This window comes from Klebsiella sp. M5al, assembly GCF_002090195.1.
Lineage (GTDB): Bacteria > Pseudomonadota > Gammaproteobacteria > Enterobacterales > Enterobacteriaceae > Klebsiella > Klebsiella grimontii.
Window position 1 is genome coordinate 691,211 of the sequence record NZ_CP020657.1, and the last position, 15,162, is coordinate 706,372.

At 49.4% G+C, this 15,162-nt stretch carries 15 protein-coding genes and 1 pseudogene; 7 read left to right on the forward strand and 9 right to left on the reverse strand.

Features of this window, described 5'->3' with window-relative positions; genetic code table 11:
- The first annotated feature begins 18 nt into the window (after positions 1-18).
- Positions 19-1,080: a helicase RepA family protein gene (locus tag BWI76_RS03355; RefSeq protein WP_004133501.1), complete on the forward strand. Its 1,062-nt coding sequence runs from the start codon at positions 19-21 to the stop codon at positions 1,078-1,080.
- A gap of 51 nt (positions 1,081-1,131) precedes the next feature.
- Here BWI76_RS03355 and BWI76_RS03360 read toward each other — a convergent pair.
- A protein-coding gene (locus BWI76_RS03360) for an IS3 family transposase (protein WP_102136217.1) occupies positions 1,132-2,339 on the reverse strand; the annotation gives its coding sequence in 2 pieces (ribosomal slippage) (positions 1,132-2,018 and positions 2,018-2,339; 1,209 coding nt in all).
- Between the two features lie 272 nt (positions 2,340-2,611).
- Between BWI76_RS03360 and BWI76_RS03365 the strand changes: the two are divergent.
- Positions 2,612-3,544: pseudogene (locus tag BWI76_RS03365) on the forward strand (N-6 DNA methylase); the annotation flags it as partial.
- Positions 3,541-4,992, forward strand: a complete 1,452-nt coding sequence (locus BWI76_RS03370) for a restriction endonuclease subunit S (RefSeq protein WP_004133492.1) — start codon at positions 3,541-3,543, stop codon at positions 4,990-4,992. The pseudogene BWI76_RS03365 and the gene BWI76_RS03370, both read left to right, overlap by 4 nt.
- Positions 4,993-5,106: 114 nt before the next feature.
- Here BWI76_RS03370 and BWI76_RS03375 read toward each other — a convergent pair whose 3' ends face one another.
- A complete protein-coding gene (locus tag BWI76_RS03375) occupies positions 5,107-5,385 on the reverse strand; it encodes a helix-turn-helix domain-containing protein (protein ID WP_004133491.1) in 279 nt (92 codons plus the stop codon).
- 179 nt (positions 5,386-5,564) lie between these two features.
- On the opposite strand from BWI76_RS03375, the gene BWI76_RS03380 reads away from it, so the two are divergent.
- Positions 5,565-6,482 (forward strand): hypothetical protein, encoded by a 918-nt coding sequence (locus BWI76_RS03380; protein WP_064371501.1) that lies wholly within the window; start codon positions 5,565-5,567, stop codon positions 6,480-6,482.
- 186 nt (positions 6,483-6,668) lie between these two features.
- Entirely contained in the window at positions 6,669-7,220 is a 552-nt protein-coding gene (locus tag BWI76_RS03385; protein WP_004133489.1) for a hypothetical protein, read from the forward strand.
- A gap of 113 nt (positions 7,221-7,333) precedes the next feature.
- Here BWI76_RS03385 and BWI76_RS03390 read toward each other — a convergent pair whose 3' ends face one another.
- The 4 genes from BWI76_RS03390 to BWI76_RS03405 form a co-directional block, all read right to left on the reverse strand.
- Positions 7,334-8,077 (reverse strand): hypothetical protein, encoded by a 744-nt coding sequence (locus BWI76_RS03390; RefSeq protein ID WP_004133488.1) that lies wholly within the window; start codon positions 8,075-8,077, stop codon positions 7,334-7,336.
- A gap of 165 nt (positions 8,078-8,242) precedes the next feature.
- The gene (locus BWI76_RS03395) at positions 8,243-8,677 is read right to left on the reverse strand and encodes a VOC family protein (protein ID WP_004133487.1); all 435 of its coding nucleotides are present in this window, start codon (positions 8,675-8,677) and stop codon (positions 8,243-8,245) included.
- A 146-nt stretch (positions 8,678-8,823) separates the two neighbouring features.
- Positions 8,824-9,147, reverse strand: coding sequence for an endoribonuclease SymE (symE, locus tag BWI76_RS03400; protein WP_004133486.1), 324 nt, complete (start codon positions 9,145-9,147; stop codon positions 8,824-8,826).
- A 289-nt stretch (positions 9,148-9,436) separates the two neighbouring features.
- A complete protein-coding gene (locus BWI76_RS03405; RefSeq protein ID WP_049100006.1) occupies positions 9,437-10,231 on the reverse strand; it encodes a DNA/RNA non-specific endonuclease in 795 nt (264 codons plus the stop codon).
- 383 nt (positions 10,232-10,614) lie between these two features.
- Here BWI76_RS03405 and BWI76_RS03410 point away from each other — a divergent pair, with 383 nt between their 5' ends.
- The gene (locus tag BWI76_RS03410) at positions 10,615-11,646 is read left to right on the forward strand and encodes a DUF1176 domain-containing protein (protein ID WP_049085961.1); all 1,032 of its coding nucleotides are present in this window, start codon (positions 10,615-10,617) and stop codon (positions 11,644-11,646) included.
- A gap of 210 nt (positions 11,647-11,856) precedes the next feature.
- Entirely contained in the window at positions 11,857-12,870 is a 1,014-nt protein-coding gene (locus BWI76_RS03415) for a LacI family DNA-binding transcriptional regulator (RefSeq protein WP_004133475.1), read from the forward strand.
- 136 nt (positions 12,871-13,006) lie between these two features.
- Here the strand turns inward: BWI76_RS03415 and BWI76_RS03420 are convergent, their stop codons facing one another.
- Genes BWI76_RS03420 through BWI76_RS03430 form a run of 3 tightly spaced genes read right to left on the reverse strand, consistent with a single transcriptional unit; the run spans position 13,007 to position 15,157 of the window.
- On the reverse strand, positions 13,007-13,438 hold the full coding sequence (locus tag BWI76_RS03420) for a GlcG/HbpS family heme-binding protein (protein ID WP_004133474.1): 432 nt from the start codon (positions 13,436-13,438) through the stop codon (positions 13,007-13,009).
- Positions 13,425-14,336: a dihydrodipicolinate synthase family protein gene (locus BWI76_RS03425; protein ID WP_004133473.1), complete on the reverse strand. Its 912-nt coding sequence runs from the start codon at positions 14,334-14,336 to the stop codon at positions 13,425-13,427. The genes BWI76_RS03420 and BWI76_RS03425 overlap by 14 nt, the downstream gene beginning before the upstream one ends.
- Positions 14,330-15,157 carry an SDR family oxidoreductase gene (locus tag BWI76_RS03430; RefSeq protein ID WP_004133472.1) on the reverse strand — a complete coding sequence of 276 codons (828 nt, stop codon included), beginning with the start codon at positions 15,155-15,157 and terminating at the stop codon, positions 14,330-14,332. The genes BWI76_RS03425 and BWI76_RS03430 overlap by 7 nt, the downstream gene beginning before the upstream one ends.
- Positions 15,158-15,162 lie beyond the last annotated feature (5 nt).

Sequence of the window (15,162 nt, forward strand, 5' to 3'; positions counted from 1 at the left end):
TATAACGGAAATGATATTATGAACGATGAAAACATCAGTAACAATGTGAAAAAAATTTCCAGCGTAAATGGAATGCCATTAAGTAAAGGGTCTGACGGTTATAATAAGCAGCAATGTTATGTTATGAAAAATCACCTTCCAGACCAAACATTATGCAGCATTTATGGTCCCAGCGGTTCTTATAAAAGCTTTTTGGCGGTGTCATGGGCATGTCACATTGCAACTGGAGTTAATTGGGCAGGAAATAAAGTAAATCAGGGGGCTGTTGTCTATATAGTAGGGGAAGGAGGAATTGGAGTATCTCGTCGGGTTAAAGCTTGGGAAAATATATACCAAAAAGAGGCTGATAATCTTTGGTTAGTTAATAGGCCTGTGTTTCCGGTGAGAAGGTCAGAGATTAGTACTCTTGTTGAGTTGGTTAAATACATTGAGGATATGAGTCATTTTCCTGTTCGACTAATTATTTTCGACACCCTTGCACGTTGTTTTGGTGGAAAGGATGAGAATGATGCCAGAGATATGGGTGCATTTATTGAAGGTTGTGACTCATTAAAAAATAAAACATCTGCAACCGTCCTTGTTGTACATCATTCAGGCAAGGATGAATCTAAGGGTGCCAGAGGGTCAAGCTCATTTAGAGCTGCACTTGATGTTGAGTTTAATGTTAAAAGAGAGGCCGAAGAACAAGCATTAGTTCTATCTTGTACGAAGATGAAAGATGCAGAAGAACCGAAATCTAACGCTTATGAATTGCAAAAGTCAGAGTTATTTGTCGATACTGATGGTGAGTCAGTCTCTTCTCTGGCTGTTATTGACAGTGCGAGAAGGCCAAAGTATTTATTTCCTGAATTGTCTGAGGTTTCTAACCTCACTCTAAATCATAAAATTCTTTGGGGAATAATAAATAATCGTTTGGAAAATGGTGAAAAATGCACAAAAAAATCAATTCGTGATGATTTGAAAAGTCAGGGAATTGATATTAAACATTTTACGCGATGGTTGAAGAAGCTTGTTGATGATGGGGCTCTGGTGGACAACGGTGAAGAAATTCTGCTGCCCTCTCTACCTGAAGCGCCATAGAAAATGGTTACTAATGATCTTGACCCACCATCTCCGGACAGCTTTTGTATCTTAGGTTAACGATGCACGTTGCCGCCGGTATTCTCTCGGAGAGTGATATCCCAGCGCACTGTACGGGTGGTTTTCATTGTAATGCGTGAACGCCGCTGCAAGGTTTCGCAGGGCTGTTCTCACATCCGGTTTCGGCATGAACGCGATATAGTCTTCCTTCATCGTCTTCACGAACCGTTCGGCCATGCCATTGCTCTGCGGGCTGCTCACCGCTGTTGTACACGGCTCCAGATTCAGCTCTTTGGCGAACCTCCGCGTTTCATGCGCGGTATATGCTGAACCGTTGTCCGTCAGCCACTGCACTGGTGTTTCCGGCAGCCTGTCGCCGAAGCGCTTTTCCACCGACCTCAGCATCACATCCTGCACCGTCGAACTGTCGTAGCCTCCGGTGCTTGCAGCCCAGTCTATGGCCTCTCTGTCGCAACAGTCCAGCGCGAACGTAACCCGCAGTTTTTCTCCGTTGTCACAGCCGAACTCGAAGCCATCTGAACACCAGCGCATATCGCTTTCTGCCACCGCTATTTTGCCCTTATGTTCACGCTTTGGCCGCTCTGGTTTGTCATGCAATAACAACAGATTATGCTCGCTCATTATCCTGTAAAGCCGTTTGGCGTTCACGGGTGTCAGCCCCTCTGTGCGACGTTGCTTACGCAGGATGCCCCACACACGGCGATAGCCGTAACTGGGCATATCGCTGATGATATCGAGGAGCTCTGACAGTATTTCAGCGTCTGCTTCATCATTACGCCGCTTACAGCGCCTGTCCTGCCAGTCGGCAGAACGGTTTATTCGCAGTGACAGCTGCGCACGCGACACGCCCATGGTGCGGCTGACCAGGGCTATTCCCCGTCCTTTGGCAACAAGGGCGCGTGCGCTATCCATTTTCGCGACTGACCGTACTCCACAGCTTCTTTCAGGATCTCAACTTCCATCGTCTTCTTGCCCAGCAGGCGCTGAAGCTCCCGGACCTGCTTCAGAGCAGCAGTAAGCTCAGAAGCTGGAACGACTTCTTCTCCGGCCGCAACGGCGGTGAGGCTGCCTTCCTGATACTGCTTCTTCCACTTAAACAGCAGGCTGGGCTGGATGCCATGCAGGCGGGCGACATGGGAGACATTCATGCCTGGCTCCATCGTCTGCTGGATAATGGCGATCTTTTCCTGAGGAGTTTTACGTTTACGGACTTCTTGCCCTAACAGGATCCCGGTCATCTCAAAATTGGTGTTAGTGTTAGACATATATTCAAGCCTATCTCTTATCTGGAGATACAGCTACTGTCTGGTGTTTCAGGGGGCTACATCAGAAAATGGTTACTAAATGGGGAGTGGCGGTACATGCAGACTCCGTTCCCCAGTTGACTGTTCTAAGTACAGATGATGTGGGGGATTTATATAAGAGGTTGTTAATAAAAGGTTTTTTGTTTTTTATGAAATGCTATAGAAAAATGACTACTGGGTAGTAAGTGGGTTTATTCTGGGTATTTACTCGTCGCTTAGCGTTAATGAACTGCCTGTTACATGGCATGGAAGGTGATGCTGAAGGTGTAGTCCATCAGGGGAATGCATTAGGTATGGCCGGGCAGGCGCTGCCGAAAGCCGATATTATACTGGCTAACCCACCGTTTGGCACAGCAAAAGGCGGTGAAGCCAGTATTACCCGTGATGACTTGACCTATCCAACCAGCAATAAGCAACTGGCTTTTTTACAGCATATTTATCGCAACCTCAAGCCAGGTGGCCGCGCTGCGGTTGTGCTGCCGGATAACGTGTTGTTTGAGGCTGGGGTGGGTACCGATGTGCGTCGTGACCTGATGAACAAATGTAATCTGCATACCATCCTCCGTTTACCGACCGGTATTTTTTACGCTCAGGGCGTCAAAACCAATGTGCTGTTTTTCACCAAAGGCACTGAAGCCAATAAATACCAAGAAGAAAACTGCACTGAAAATGTCTGGGTCTATGATCTGCGTACCAATATGCCAAGCTTTGGTAAACGTACTCCATTTGGCGATAGTCATCTCAAGCCGTTTGAAGCAGTTTTTGGCGACTCTCCCTATGGTAATGCACCTCGTCAGCAAGGAGAATGGAGTTTTAACGCTGAAGAAATTGACGCGCCTGACACGGCGGAAAACGACAATGTTGATGATCGCCTGATAACCAGCCGCTGGCGGGTCTTTACCCGGGAGTGGATCCGCGATACCAAAGGTGATTCTCTAGATATCTCCTGGCTGCGGGATAACAGCAGTGTGGATGCTGCCAACCTGCCAGAGCCATCTGTGTTGGCCAGTGAAGCGATGAGTGAACTGGTGCAGGCTTTGGGTGAACTGGATGCGTTGATACGTGAGCTGGGAGCTGGGGAAGAGGCGGATAAGCAGAAAGTTCTGCTGAATGAAATGCTGGACGGAGTGAAGGGATGAATGAAAATAAATTGCCTCGGGAATGGGTTAATACAAAATTAGGGAATATAGTTGATTATGGTCGGTCTGCTAAAAAAACTTTAGTTGATGTGACTGAAAATACGTGGGTTTTAGAGCTTGAGGACATTGAAAAAGACTCATCTAAACTCCTTTCTAAGGTTAGAGTAACTGATCGGCCATTCAAAAGCACAAAAAATTGTTTTAATAAGGGAGATGTTCTCTACGGGAAATTGCGACCATACCTGAATAAAGTCATCATGGCTGATGATGAGGGGGTTTGTACCACGGAAATCATCCCTATTAATGCAGAACCTTTTTGCATTAATAAGTATATATTTTTCTGGCTAAAAAGTCCGTTCTTTTTACGGTACGTCAATGAGGTTAGTTATGGCGTGAATATGCCTGGACTAGGAACAAATGATGGCCGAAATGCTCCTTTTTATTTGGCTCCTTTAGCTGAGCAAAAAATTATATCCAATAAGCTCGGTAGTCTTTGGGCTCGAGTAGAGAGCATTAAATCCCGGCTGGAAAATATCCCTGAGCTTTTGAAAAAATTTCGTCACTCAGTATTACTTTCTGCAGTAAGCGGAAAGCTTACTGCAGAATGGAGAAATGAAAATAAAACATCAGAATCGGCAAAGGAACTGGTTGTTCGCTGGATTAGTCTTAGAAAGGAACGGTTTTCTATATATCAGAATGAATTGTTGGCGCTTGGTGATTTAAAGAGAACTAAAAAATTTATAGAACCACACCTTCCTGATATAGAAACTGGAGGAGAATTGGTTGTTCCTCCATCCTGGGAAATAGTTAGTGTTTCTCAAATTGCAGACTGTCTGGATAGCCAGAGAATACCGGTTAAAAAAGAAAAAAGGATTAAATCTGAGGGCCTCTATCCATATTTTGGTGCTAATGGTGAAGTGGACCGAGTAGATGACTTTATATTTAATGGTGATTACGTACTAGTTACAGAGGATGAAACATTCTATGGAAGAGTGAAGCCAATAGCCTACCGTTATACAGGGAAATGTTGGGTAAATAATCATGTTCATATTCTATCTGCCCCAACAAAATCAGCAAATGATTATTTATGCTATGCATTGATGTATTATAAAATAATCCCTTGGTTAACTGGCACTACTGGGCGGGCAAAATTGACACAGGCAGCATTAAATGTCTTGCCTATTGGACTTCCTCCTGAAAAGGAGATTGAAGAAATAGTTCTGCGTATTGACCAATTTCTTTCCTATGCTGATTCCATTCAAAGGGCGGCTAATAACGCATTAGCACGAATCAATAATCTCACTCAATCCATCCTTGCTAAAGCATTCTGTGGTGAACTCACTGCCCAATGGCGAGAAGAAAATCTTGACCTAATTAGCGGCATCAACAGCGCTGAAGCTTTATTACAAAAAATCTCTACTGAGAAATTAGCATCAGGTACCTCATAAAAGATAGTTAAAAAGGTTGTTCGATAAAAATAGCCCGCATCTGTGGGCTGTTAATTAATATAAATTATAAAATGTTTTATTTTATTTAGATATGATCTAGTAGTTGATTTGTTATTAACTTTTCGCGGATATTTTCCAAAATGCTTGATGCTTATCATAAAGCTCAAGCAAGGCTTCAGCAAAAGAATCGTCGACGGTATAAAAATAACATTCAGGTACGTTTAAGACCTTGGCAAAAGCGCAGACTGTCTCAAATGAAGGGCGATGTGTACCGTTTTCATAATGAGACATCCTGGAGTAGGCGGTCGCCTCCTCTATTCCTGCCATAACAGCGAGTTTCTCCTGTGTCAATTTTGCTCTTTTACGAGCTTCTTTCAATCGCTTGGGGATCATGGATCCATCTTGATAGTGTGCCTTGACACCATCTTTAGCATTCCTTAAGATTGATTTTCTTTAGACTTACTAAAGTACTTACCTTTAGGCTGAACATATGGGTTTTTATCTGATTTTTGAGAGATTCTTTAGGTATGTAATCGGTGGGTTATCACGGGGAATTTTTTGAGGAGGAGTATATGTACAGGAAAACTTTAAGTATTATTTTTTGTATACCATTATCTTCATATGCAGATGATCCCGGAGGTTTTGTTAATAGACAGCTAGCAAAAGACCCCGCGTTAGATTATGGAATAGGGGATGTCCATGGACCTGTAAAAGAAATCATTGAGAGGACTACGAGGTCAGAAGAAAAAAGGATGATTCGATATGATCCGGACGAAAACATTTATTATATAAAAACACCCAGTAAGGCGATTCATATCTCATCTGGTTATCCAAATCCTCTTCCTGTAAGAGTGGATATCGATAATGCGTACAAGCATTCCTCACCATCAAGCAACTTGATGAAGTTTGATTATTCTTTATATGACAGAGATAAATATGGGAATATAAAATCCATTAGATCATATCTTTATGATAAAAATAATAAAGAGACAATATATCAAACAAACTTGATATATCGAAAGCTAGCATCAGGAGATATCGAGGTTTCATATGATAAACCTTCTCCTATCTTGGGTGAAATAAAAAGGTATTATAGGAAAGGATTTGTAATAAAGGAAACATTTATAAATGCCAAGGGAGTGAATATTTCAAACTATCGTTCTGGAAATGTCCCTATGGAAACTGTTATATATGAATATGAGTTTGGAAAAGATAAAAAAAATCCATTGTTTATTTTGAAGAAAAGATATGTTGATAATAAAAGGGTGACATATAAAAGTTGGGAGAAGTATTCAGAAAGTGGTAATCTTATAAAGACCTTTTCTTCATCCTTGAACAACCCTGAAGTCGGAGATGGTGTCGAGTATATTAATTATAAATTTGACAAATACTCTAACTGGGTTGAAAGAAATAAATGTGCTGTTGAAGACAAGTGGGGTAAGTACTCATCATGTACTCTAGAGAAAAGGACAATTAAGTATCATTATTGATGCTTTCTTCGGTACCAGTGGTATGTTACATTTAATAGCGATTATTTAATGTAATATTCCACTATAAAACTTCGATTCCTTATTTTATTTGTAACTTTTATCTTGAAGTTGTCCTGTTTTTAGTGTTTATTTATCCTGGTAAGGATTAATCTTCTTAAACTCATTAAGCTTTATGTTGAGGCCGCTATGACCAGAAAAAAACCTGAAGTAATATTTACTTTTTCTGTAAATGATAAAAACTTCAAGGATGTTATGAGTTCTTATCGTGGGTTAGAAGTCATTGTTGAATATTATGACCATAGGATTGATACTTTCAACAGAGAAGTTTCGCATTGGTTTAAACCTACATTTGGTACGAGTAGTTTTTCAACCGCAATAATCAATTTTGTGAAGAAAGAATATCCTGAGATTGATGCAGAAAATATTGAAGTAAATCCTATACCTGATGAACTGCCCTTTGATAATGGGGACTATAACACCTTAGGTTTGCTTCAAATATCAGGACTAACGATCTGTGATTGGAAAAAAATCGCTACAAACGTTCAGATCGACACCCTTTCAGCATGGCATGGAACTGAAGACGAGATTGTTTTACACTTTTCACGTGAGGTTCCCGGTGAGATTATGCAATACGTGAAAAATTTACATGGGTGGACATCTTATACGGGGATCACCGTTAGTGCATTGGATGAGGGCATCGTCGAAAAATATGGACTTTTATCGTATATCGATAATTAATAACCCTCACATTATCTTTAATTATTAATTAGTTAAGTTTAGTCCATGAGTCCGGCCTTCGCACCAAATCCCCCAATCAGACCACTAAAATACTTTTTTGTATCTGCATTTCATCATTTGAAAACCTCCTGTTGAGGCATCTGTTCTTCTGGCCCCGATGCGGCTAGCACAGCATGCTCCCCACTTTCCACCCCCGCTTCATCCTCACACCACCTTTCAAACAGCCTGGCGAATCTGGCGCTTTGCCAGGTTTCTCCAACCTGGCTCAAGATAAAGCCAGTGACCACAATAGCGGAAATAAAGTAAAACAGTGAAAATGCGATAGCTGAATTTACAGCCCCGCTGGCCAGTAACGATTGTATTGTTGTCCACCAGGCGCAGGCAAAAATGACGATTGAAATTAGCCAGAAACCTCCACTAACGATGTGAAATTTTTTTATTTTTTCAGCATCTACAGAAAAATGATTTTCTTCACAACGATAAAAGGATGGGTTTTTAAGGAAACTCATTAATCGTACATCATATGAGCCGATATTTTTATCAGCGATACACGCGATCAGCTGATGGGCGTGCCAGACAGGAAGCGTTATCCCGATCTGCTCATACAAAAATTTCATTTGTACCGTCTGATGCGTCCTCGAGAGTTTAGTGTCGGGTATTTCAGCGTTCGCTATCTCAGCGATTTTATTCAGCACCTCTATTTTCGTTTCAATAGGTACCTTTTCGAAGCGAATTTTTCGCTTTGCTGGCGGGCTGGACATCACTTTTCCCGCCCAGTCGATGATCTTTTTAGCCACATATAAAATCGCGGGTAGCAAAACCAGCTTTGCAATATCTATCTCGTTAATGGCTCCCATCGTTATTCCTTTATAAAATGAATACGCAATGAATTTACAACACTGAATTTATTTTATGTAGCCCTCATTATTATGAGGGCTTCGATATAGCTAATTCCTGGGCTGGCTCCTGGTCTGACTTAATGCCAACCGCCCAATACGGCCCCTGCCCGGAGGCCGTTATACTTAAAGACTGAAGCCAATCTCCACCGATGCCGTACTGCGTTCCCCCTCGCCATGGTAAACCGCTTCGATATTGTTACCATCGGGATCGCGTACAAAGGCCGCGTAGTACCCCGGGTGATAAGTTCGCTCACCGGGTGCGCCGTTATCACTGCCGCCGTGTGCCAGCGCTGCCTGGTAAAAAGCATCCACCGTCTCACGATCCCTGGCCTGGAAAGCCAGATGATGGCGTCCTGTCGGCTTACCTGCGGAACCGGGGCTATTAATGGATGAAACAACAAGCTCATCAGCCCAAAAATAATCGTCGTAGGTATTCACAACAGGGATCTTAAGGACCGCCAGCACGGCTGTATAAAACGCTTTGCTGGCCTCGAAATCATTTACCACAAGCTGGATATGGTCGATAAGCCTGCCGCGATGTAATCGGTAAGTCTCCATGATGGTTTCCTCATTCAGTCGTATTAACAGGTGTTTATCTGTTATCTAAAAGGAGCGTTGTAGGGATTTGATGGATAAGTACAGGTCCGGAGTGGCGATATAGAGCATGGCATTAAAATCCTGTCTGTCACCGCAATCCTGGCCCCTCAACCTCGTCCCCCAATCACCCCGATAAACTCTCTGACCTGCTTCTGCTTCCTGGCCGACAGCTTCTCCACCCTACGCATCGCGGCTTCCAGCTCCGGTTCCGGCTCAACCGCCGTCAGCACAATACAGCCCTCCATCACCCGCACCTCCACCCGGGTGCCGGTCGAAAACCCTGCCGCCGCCAGCCACTCGCCCTTCATGATCAGCGCCGGAACAAGACGACGATCTGGCAAACGTCTCACATAACTCACCGTCAACTGACGCTTATTTTTCGGCGACACTTCTGGATCAAACGAATCTACAATACAATCAGCATTAGTCATGGTTGCTATTCCTGGTAAATAGTAATTGTGATCAGCGGTGCGGGTGTGTTGGCGCACATTCGCACCGCGCTAAATAACACCTGTAAACCTAACCAGTAATAAAAATAAAGTCCAGACTTTAATCGGACATAATAAACGCCTTTAACTGCGAATTAAGAATTAACAGAATGCGTGCATCTATTAATTAGCGCCTGTTGAAAATGACTTTCCTGATATTGCTGAAATAACCGTAAAGCAGATTCAAAAAATAAAAGCGAGATAATGCGCGCAACAGGATGCCCATACCTAATTACGGGCACCCCATCTCTTTTGCCAGCGTCCCCTTCCGGGACTTCAGGCGGCGAGCGATACCTGCCGGCAGGGTGGACCAGAACGAGAGCGCCGGATGAGTCCGCCGCTCAATCTCCTCCACCGTCACTTGATAATCACAAAAACTGGCACTTTTGGGCGTCGCCTGATCCAGCAAAAACGCCGCGTATTTGCCCTTGTCCGGACTGGAGCCGATAAAAATAATCTTCCAGTAGCCGCTGGGAAGCTCCACCTCGGGCGCGGCGGGCAGGGTGGCGATATGCCGTTCGAACAGCGGCCCGGTAACGGACCACACCGCCGCCACGTCGCTGCGCTCGGCGAGGGCGCGCTCCTTATCCTCCAGCCGCGCCCACGCCCCCTGATTCAGGGCGGATGCCTGCGGAGTGATATTAGAAAGATAGTTTAACGCCTGCCAGTCTGCGCTGGCGCCCAGCCCGGCGAGCGGCGCCTGATGCCCGCGATCGACCGCCAATGCTGCGCTGGCCCCTTTGTATGCCGCGGGGGCAAGGGTATCCGTAGCGGGTAAATCCGGATCGCGCTTCCAGCTGCGCGAACGCCCGCTGGCCAGGCTGGCTTTGGTGATTTTATACGCCACCCAATTAGCGAATTTGCGGTGGCTGTTGTTATTGAGCGTATAGGCTTCGCGAACCAGCGTCTGGTCGCTTCCACCGGTCGGGCAGCCCACTTCACAATTATCTATGTGGGATAACCCGGCAGCGCACGCGGCGGCAAAAAATAACGACGGCAATACGCTGAATACTCGGGATAGCTTCATATTATTGATGACGTCAAAGAAAAGATGAACCGATGCATAAAAGAATCCCCTGAATAACCAGAGCGGAATTCACCTATGAATCGCAAAGATGAAGTGAGATCGTAAAAAGAGTTAGCCGGTCGCAGCCGCGCGGAATATCACAAGATGATTTAACATCACGGTGGATGTTATTTTGTGATCCCAGAAATGATGTTGAATGAGTTAATCAGACTCTCAGCCCGCCATTTTCAGCCGGGCTGTACGGGCGGGAATATGTCCAACGAAGCGTAAAGCCGTACTGCATCCATGTCGTTGTCTGAAAAAATGCCGCGGCAGGGGAAAACGCTTCTCTCGGCGAGGTGGATTACTCAGACTACACGAATGACCGATTAAGGAGAGAAGTTATGAAAAAGGAACGCTGGAGAGGCATGCTGGCACTGGCCGTACTTAGTCTCCCCGCGCTGGCGAAAACAGGCGTGTCATTCAGTCACAAAGACTGGGAAGTGGTGTGTGATAACACGCTGACCTGCCGGGCGGCGGGATACAGCGCTGAAGAAGGAAGCGGAGGTTCGGTGCTGCTGACCCGCCAGGCCGGAGCGGGCACCGCCGTCTCGGGAGAGCTGATGCTGGCGGAGGTGACCGACAGCGACGTTCTGCCGGGCAAACTGACGCTGTGGATCAATGGCCAGCCGGCAGGCGATGTGAAGCCGGCAAAAGAGAGCTGGCCGCTCTCGGAGAAACAGGCCCGGGCGATCGTTAACGCCATCAAAGGCAGCGGGAAGGTCGAATTTACAGGCGCGGAGGCGCCGTTTGTGCTTTCCGGCGAAGGCGCTTACGCGGTACTGCTGAAAATGGACGATGTTCAGGGGCGAATCGGCACGCCAGGGGCGTTGACCAAAAAAGGCGACAGGCCGGAAAGCAGCGTCCGGGCAGCGATTCCCGCCCCGGTTATTCACCGGGTCATTCCTGAGAAAACGCAGGAGAGAGCGTTAACCGCGCCTGAGCTGGCGGTGCTCAAGCCGAAGCTTCTGGCCACGCTAAAGAACGATGATTGGTGCGATCGCCTCCAGCCTGAGGAGGGTGAGAAGGCTGAAACTATTAGCCTGACGCCGCTGGATCACGCCCATTCTCTGATTTCGGCCTTGTGCTGGCGGGCGGCCTATAACGAGGGATATGGCTATTGGGTTGTGGATAGCAAACTTGAGGGCAATCCGACGCTTATCACGGTCTCCGGTTCTGAGTATGGTGACGGCGAGATTTTTATGAGCCAGAAAGGGCGAGGGCTCGGCGATTGCTGGGGGACGGCAAGTTGGCTCTGGGATGGCACAACGTTCCGCAAAAGCCGTGAAGCGATCACCGGAATGTGCCGCTATCTTCGCCTCGGCGGGACATGGGATCTCCCCACCTGGGTGACCGAGGTTAAACCGGTAAAGTGAAATAGCACGGCCAGAATCTCTCCCGGCACACACGTCGACAGAGAGGGCGGAGAAGGATCTTAACGATCGCCAGCGTAGCAGGATCGCGATCGAGAGCGGCAGAGGCGGCAGAAAACTGACGCTTTGTTCAAAATAACAGCGCGGCTAATGTATTGCTAACTCGAATTAGTTTATGATTAAGCCGTTCTGTTCGTTATGGAAAATGAGTTTATGGCCAAAACCGTTGAGCAAGTCGCCAGGGCGCTGGAAATCTCGATTACCACCGTGCGCCTGGTGCTGGGTGGCAAAGCTGAGCAGTATCGCATCAGCGCCAAAACGCAGCAGCGTATTAATGATTACATCGCCGAGAACGGGCTGGTCGTTAACCATATCGCCCGCAGCCTGAAGCTCAATAAAACCGAGACCTTAGGGCTGGTGATCCCGCGTTTATCCAACCTGTTTTTCTCCACCCTGGCGGAAAAGCTCGAAGCCTGCTGCCGTCAGGCGGGGTATCAGCTAATGATTGCCTGCACCTACAGCGACAGCGAGCATGAAAACAGTCTGGTTGAAGGACTGCTGGCGCGCAACGTTGACGGGCTCTTCGTGGTGCCCTCTACCCGGGAAACGCAGCTGCATCACCAGAAGGTGGCGCGCAAGCGGCCGCTGGTGCTGCTCGACCGCGATTTTGGCGAGAGCGACGTGTCGCTGGTGGTGAGCGATAACTACAACGGCAGCAAAAAGCTGGTGCAGGCGATGACCCAGGCGGTGGACGTCTCGCCGATTTTTTTTATCGCCGGGGATACCCAGCAGCCGTCGATCCAGCGTCGTCTGCAGGGCTACCTGAGCGAACTGCCCACGGGCAAGGAGTGGATATTGTCCGCCAGCCATAACCGTCAGGAAGAGGGCAAACAGCTGATGCTCGATTTTCTCCGTCAGCACCGCGAGCCGCCGAAGGCGTTTATCGCCTCCTCTCTGCCCATTCTGGAAGGGACGCTGAGCGCGCTGCGGGAAACTTACGGCTTTATTCCGTCGGATATTCCCATCGGCACCTTCGATGAACATCAGATGCTGGGATTTCTGCCGAACGCGGTATGGTCGATGCGCCAGGATGAGGACGCCTGGGCGCAGCACGCGTTTCATCTGATGCAGCAGAAGCTGCAGGGGGAAAATGCCGATGTGAAGATCACCGTCCCGATGACCCTGATTCACCGCCCGCTGTCGGTGGAGAAGCAACGGAGCCAGTAAATGACACGGCTTGTGTGAACACGTCAATCCCCGGCCGCGCTATGCTGGCCGGGGCTACAAATACCGCAGCCTGCGCGCGCTGGTAGCCCGGAAAAGGCGCGGGCGCCGCAATCCGGGAACCCTTAACGATCCCTCATCAAGTCAATCGCTGAACAAACCGAGCCGCCAGCCCGGCGTCCAGCGCCGGCGGCAGGCCGCTGATACCGACGCCGCCAATGGCCAGCCCGTCGACGATCACCGGCTCGCCGCCCGGCATCGCCAGCAACTGCGGGTCGTTAAATACCGCCAGCCGCAGGGCGCCGGCGCTGACCTCTTGCGCCAGCGTTGCCGTCGGACGGCGAAAGCGCAGGGCACTCCAGGCCTTGCGCTGCGCCAGCTGGCGCGGTAGCGGCGGGCAGCGAGCGTGCGCGCCAAAGGCGATGAGCTCGCCCTCCGGCCCGACAACCGCCACTGCCAGCCCCCGGGTTCGCGCATCGCTTTCCGTCTCCTGTAAAAACCGCGCGACCTGCTGGCACACAACGCTATCGTTCAGACGGACCTGGGGACAGAGCGCGTCATTGTCCGGCATCGGCGATATACCCCCGTAAGCGCAGATAGAGGTCATCCAGCTCGCCTTTCTGCACCGCGGTCAGCGCCACAAATGGCTCGCGGGTGGGGCCGGTATCGACGGTCTCTTTCGCGGCAAGATACTTCGCCGACTGGAACACGCCGCGCGCGACCAGTTGCCCCACCACCTCGTTGATCTGCTGCTGCAGGCGCTGCGCCCGGGCGATTTCGCCCTGTTGAAAGGCGCTGCGCAGGGCGAGAAACAGCTCCGGCTGCAGGTTAACCGTGGTGCCAACCGTGGCCGTCGCGCCCGCCGCGAGGCTGGAAAGGAAGATCTCATCGAAACCGTTAAAAAAGACTTTCTCCGGGTAGCGGGCGATCATTCGTTCCAGCGAATAGAGGTTATGCGAAGTATGCTTCACCCCCAGAACCTGCTCATCGCCGAGCAGCGCGTCGGCGCTCTGGGCATCCAGCTCGACGCCGGTAAACTGCGGAATATTATACAAAATCACCGGAATCGAAATGGCGTCCAGCACCCGACGGTAGTAGGCGATAATCTCCTCGCGGCTATATTTGTAGTAGTAGGGCGGCACCAGCGACACCGCGCTGGCGCCGTCCTGCTCGGCGTGCTTCGCCAGCTCGACGGCATCCCGGGTGCGCGGCGTCCCGACGTGGGCGATCACCGGCACGCGACCGCCCGCCGACTGCACCAGCGTCGCCAGCACCTGCCGGCGCTCATCGAAACGCAGCAACGGCCCCTCCCCGGAGGAGCCGCAGCAGTAAAAGCCCTCAACCCCGCGTGCCAGCTGGGCGCGGGCGAGCGCGTCCAGCGCCGCGTAGTTCACCGACTCATCGGCGTGCATCGGCGTCACCACGGCGGAGATAATGCCGCGAAAAACCTGCCATTTATCGCTTACCATGCGGTCCAGCCTCCATCCACCACCACGTTGGAACCGGTCATATAGACCGAGGCGTCGGAGAGCAAAAACACCACCGCGCCGTTGTACTCGTGGGCTTTCGCCATCCGCCCGATGGGGATACGGCTGGTGTAGTTTTTCTGAAAGCGCGGGTCCTGATCGCTGCGCTCGACGCCGGAGAGGGTCAGAGTATTGACGCGAATGCCGTCGCGCCCCCAGTAGGTGGCGCAGTAGCGGGTAAAGTTATACAGCCCGGACTTTGCCGCCGAATAGGCCACCGGTTTGACGAACGGAATGCCGGTGTCCTCTTTTTTGTAGCTGTAGATATCCTGCACCGGAGAGACCACGCCGTAGATCGAACCGACGTTGATGATCGAGCCGCCTTTGCCGGCCTGTTTCATGCGCTTGCCGACCTGCTGGGTCATCAGGAAGGTGCCGACCAGGTTCACTTCCACCACCTCGCGGAACACCTCTTCCGGGAACTCCTCAAACGGCCCGGAGACTTCCGGCGGCGCGCTGGGCTGGGTGTCGACGCCCGCGTTGTTGACCAGGCCATCCGGCACGCCCCACTTCGCTTCAATGCTGTCCAGCACCCGGTTAATGCTGGCTTTATCGGTAATATTCACTTCCGCGCACAGCAGGCGATCGGAGTCCTTAATCGCCCCCAGCACGCGGTCGACGCGCGCGGCATCGACGCGGGTGGCCAGCGCCGCCACCTTCGCGCCGCGGTCGTGTAACGTCTTCACGTACTGCGCCCCCAGCTGTCCAAGGCCGCCGGTCACGATGATGACCTTGTCTTTAACCGAGAATAACGTGTCTTCCATTGTCC

Bases quoted from the DNA above. Each gene is read 5' to 3' on its own strand.
- BWI76_RS03355 (WP_004133501.1), top strand. From the start codon at position 19: ATGAACGATGAAAACATCAGTAACAATGTGAAAAAAATTTCCAGCGTA.
- BWI76_RS03370 (WP_004133492.1), top strand. From the start codon at position 3,541: ATGAATGAAAATAAATTGCCTCGGGAATGGGTTAATACAAAATTAGGG.
- BWI76_RS03375 (WP_004133491.1), bottom strand. From the start codon at position 5,385: ATGATCCCCAAGCGATTGAAAGAAGCTCGTAAAAGAGCAAAATTGACA.
- BWI76_RS03380 (WP_064371501.1), top strand. From the start codon at position 5,565: ATGTACAGGAAAACTTTAAGTATTATTTTTTGTATACCATTATCTTCA.
- BWI76_RS03385 (WP_004133489.1), top strand. From the start codon at position 6,669: ATGACCAGAAAAAAACCTGAAGTAATATTTACTTTTTCTGTAAATGAT.
- BWI76_RS03390 (WP_004133488.1), bottom strand. From the start codon at position 8,077: ATGGGAGCCATTAACGAGATAGATATTGCAAAGCTGGTTTTGCTACCC.
- BWI76_RS03395 (WP_004133487.1), bottom strand. From the start codon at position 8,677: ATGGAGACTTACCGATTACATCGCGGCAGGCTTATCGACCATATCCAG.
- symE (WP_004133486.1), bottom strand. From the start codon at position 9,147: ATGACTAATGCTGATTGTATTGTAGATTCGTTTGATCCAGAAGTGTCG.
- BWI76_RS03405 (WP_049100006.1), bottom strand. From the start codon at position 10,231: ATGAAGCTATCCCGAGTATTCAGCGTATTGCCGTCGTTATTTTTTGCC.
- BWI76_RS03410 (WP_049085961.1), top strand. From the start codon at position 10,615: ATGAAAAAGGAACGCTGGAGAGGCATGCTGGCACTGGCCGTACTTAGT.
- BWI76_RS03415 (WP_004133475.1), top strand. From the start codon at position 11,857: ATGGCCAAAACCGTTGAGCAAGTCGCCAGGGCGCTGGAAATCTCGATT.
- BWI76_RS03420 (WP_004133474.1), bottom strand. From the start codon at position 13,438: ATGCCGGACAATGACGCGCTCTGTCCCCAGGTCCGTCTGAACGATAGC.
- BWI76_RS03425 (WP_004133473.1), bottom strand. From the start codon at position 14,336: ATGGTAAGCGATAAATGGCAGGTTTTTCGCGGCATTATCTCCGCCGTG.
- BWI76_RS03430 (WP_004133472.1), bottom strand. From the start codon at position 15,157: ATGGAAGACACGTTATTCTCGGTTAAAGACAAGGTCATCATCGTGACC.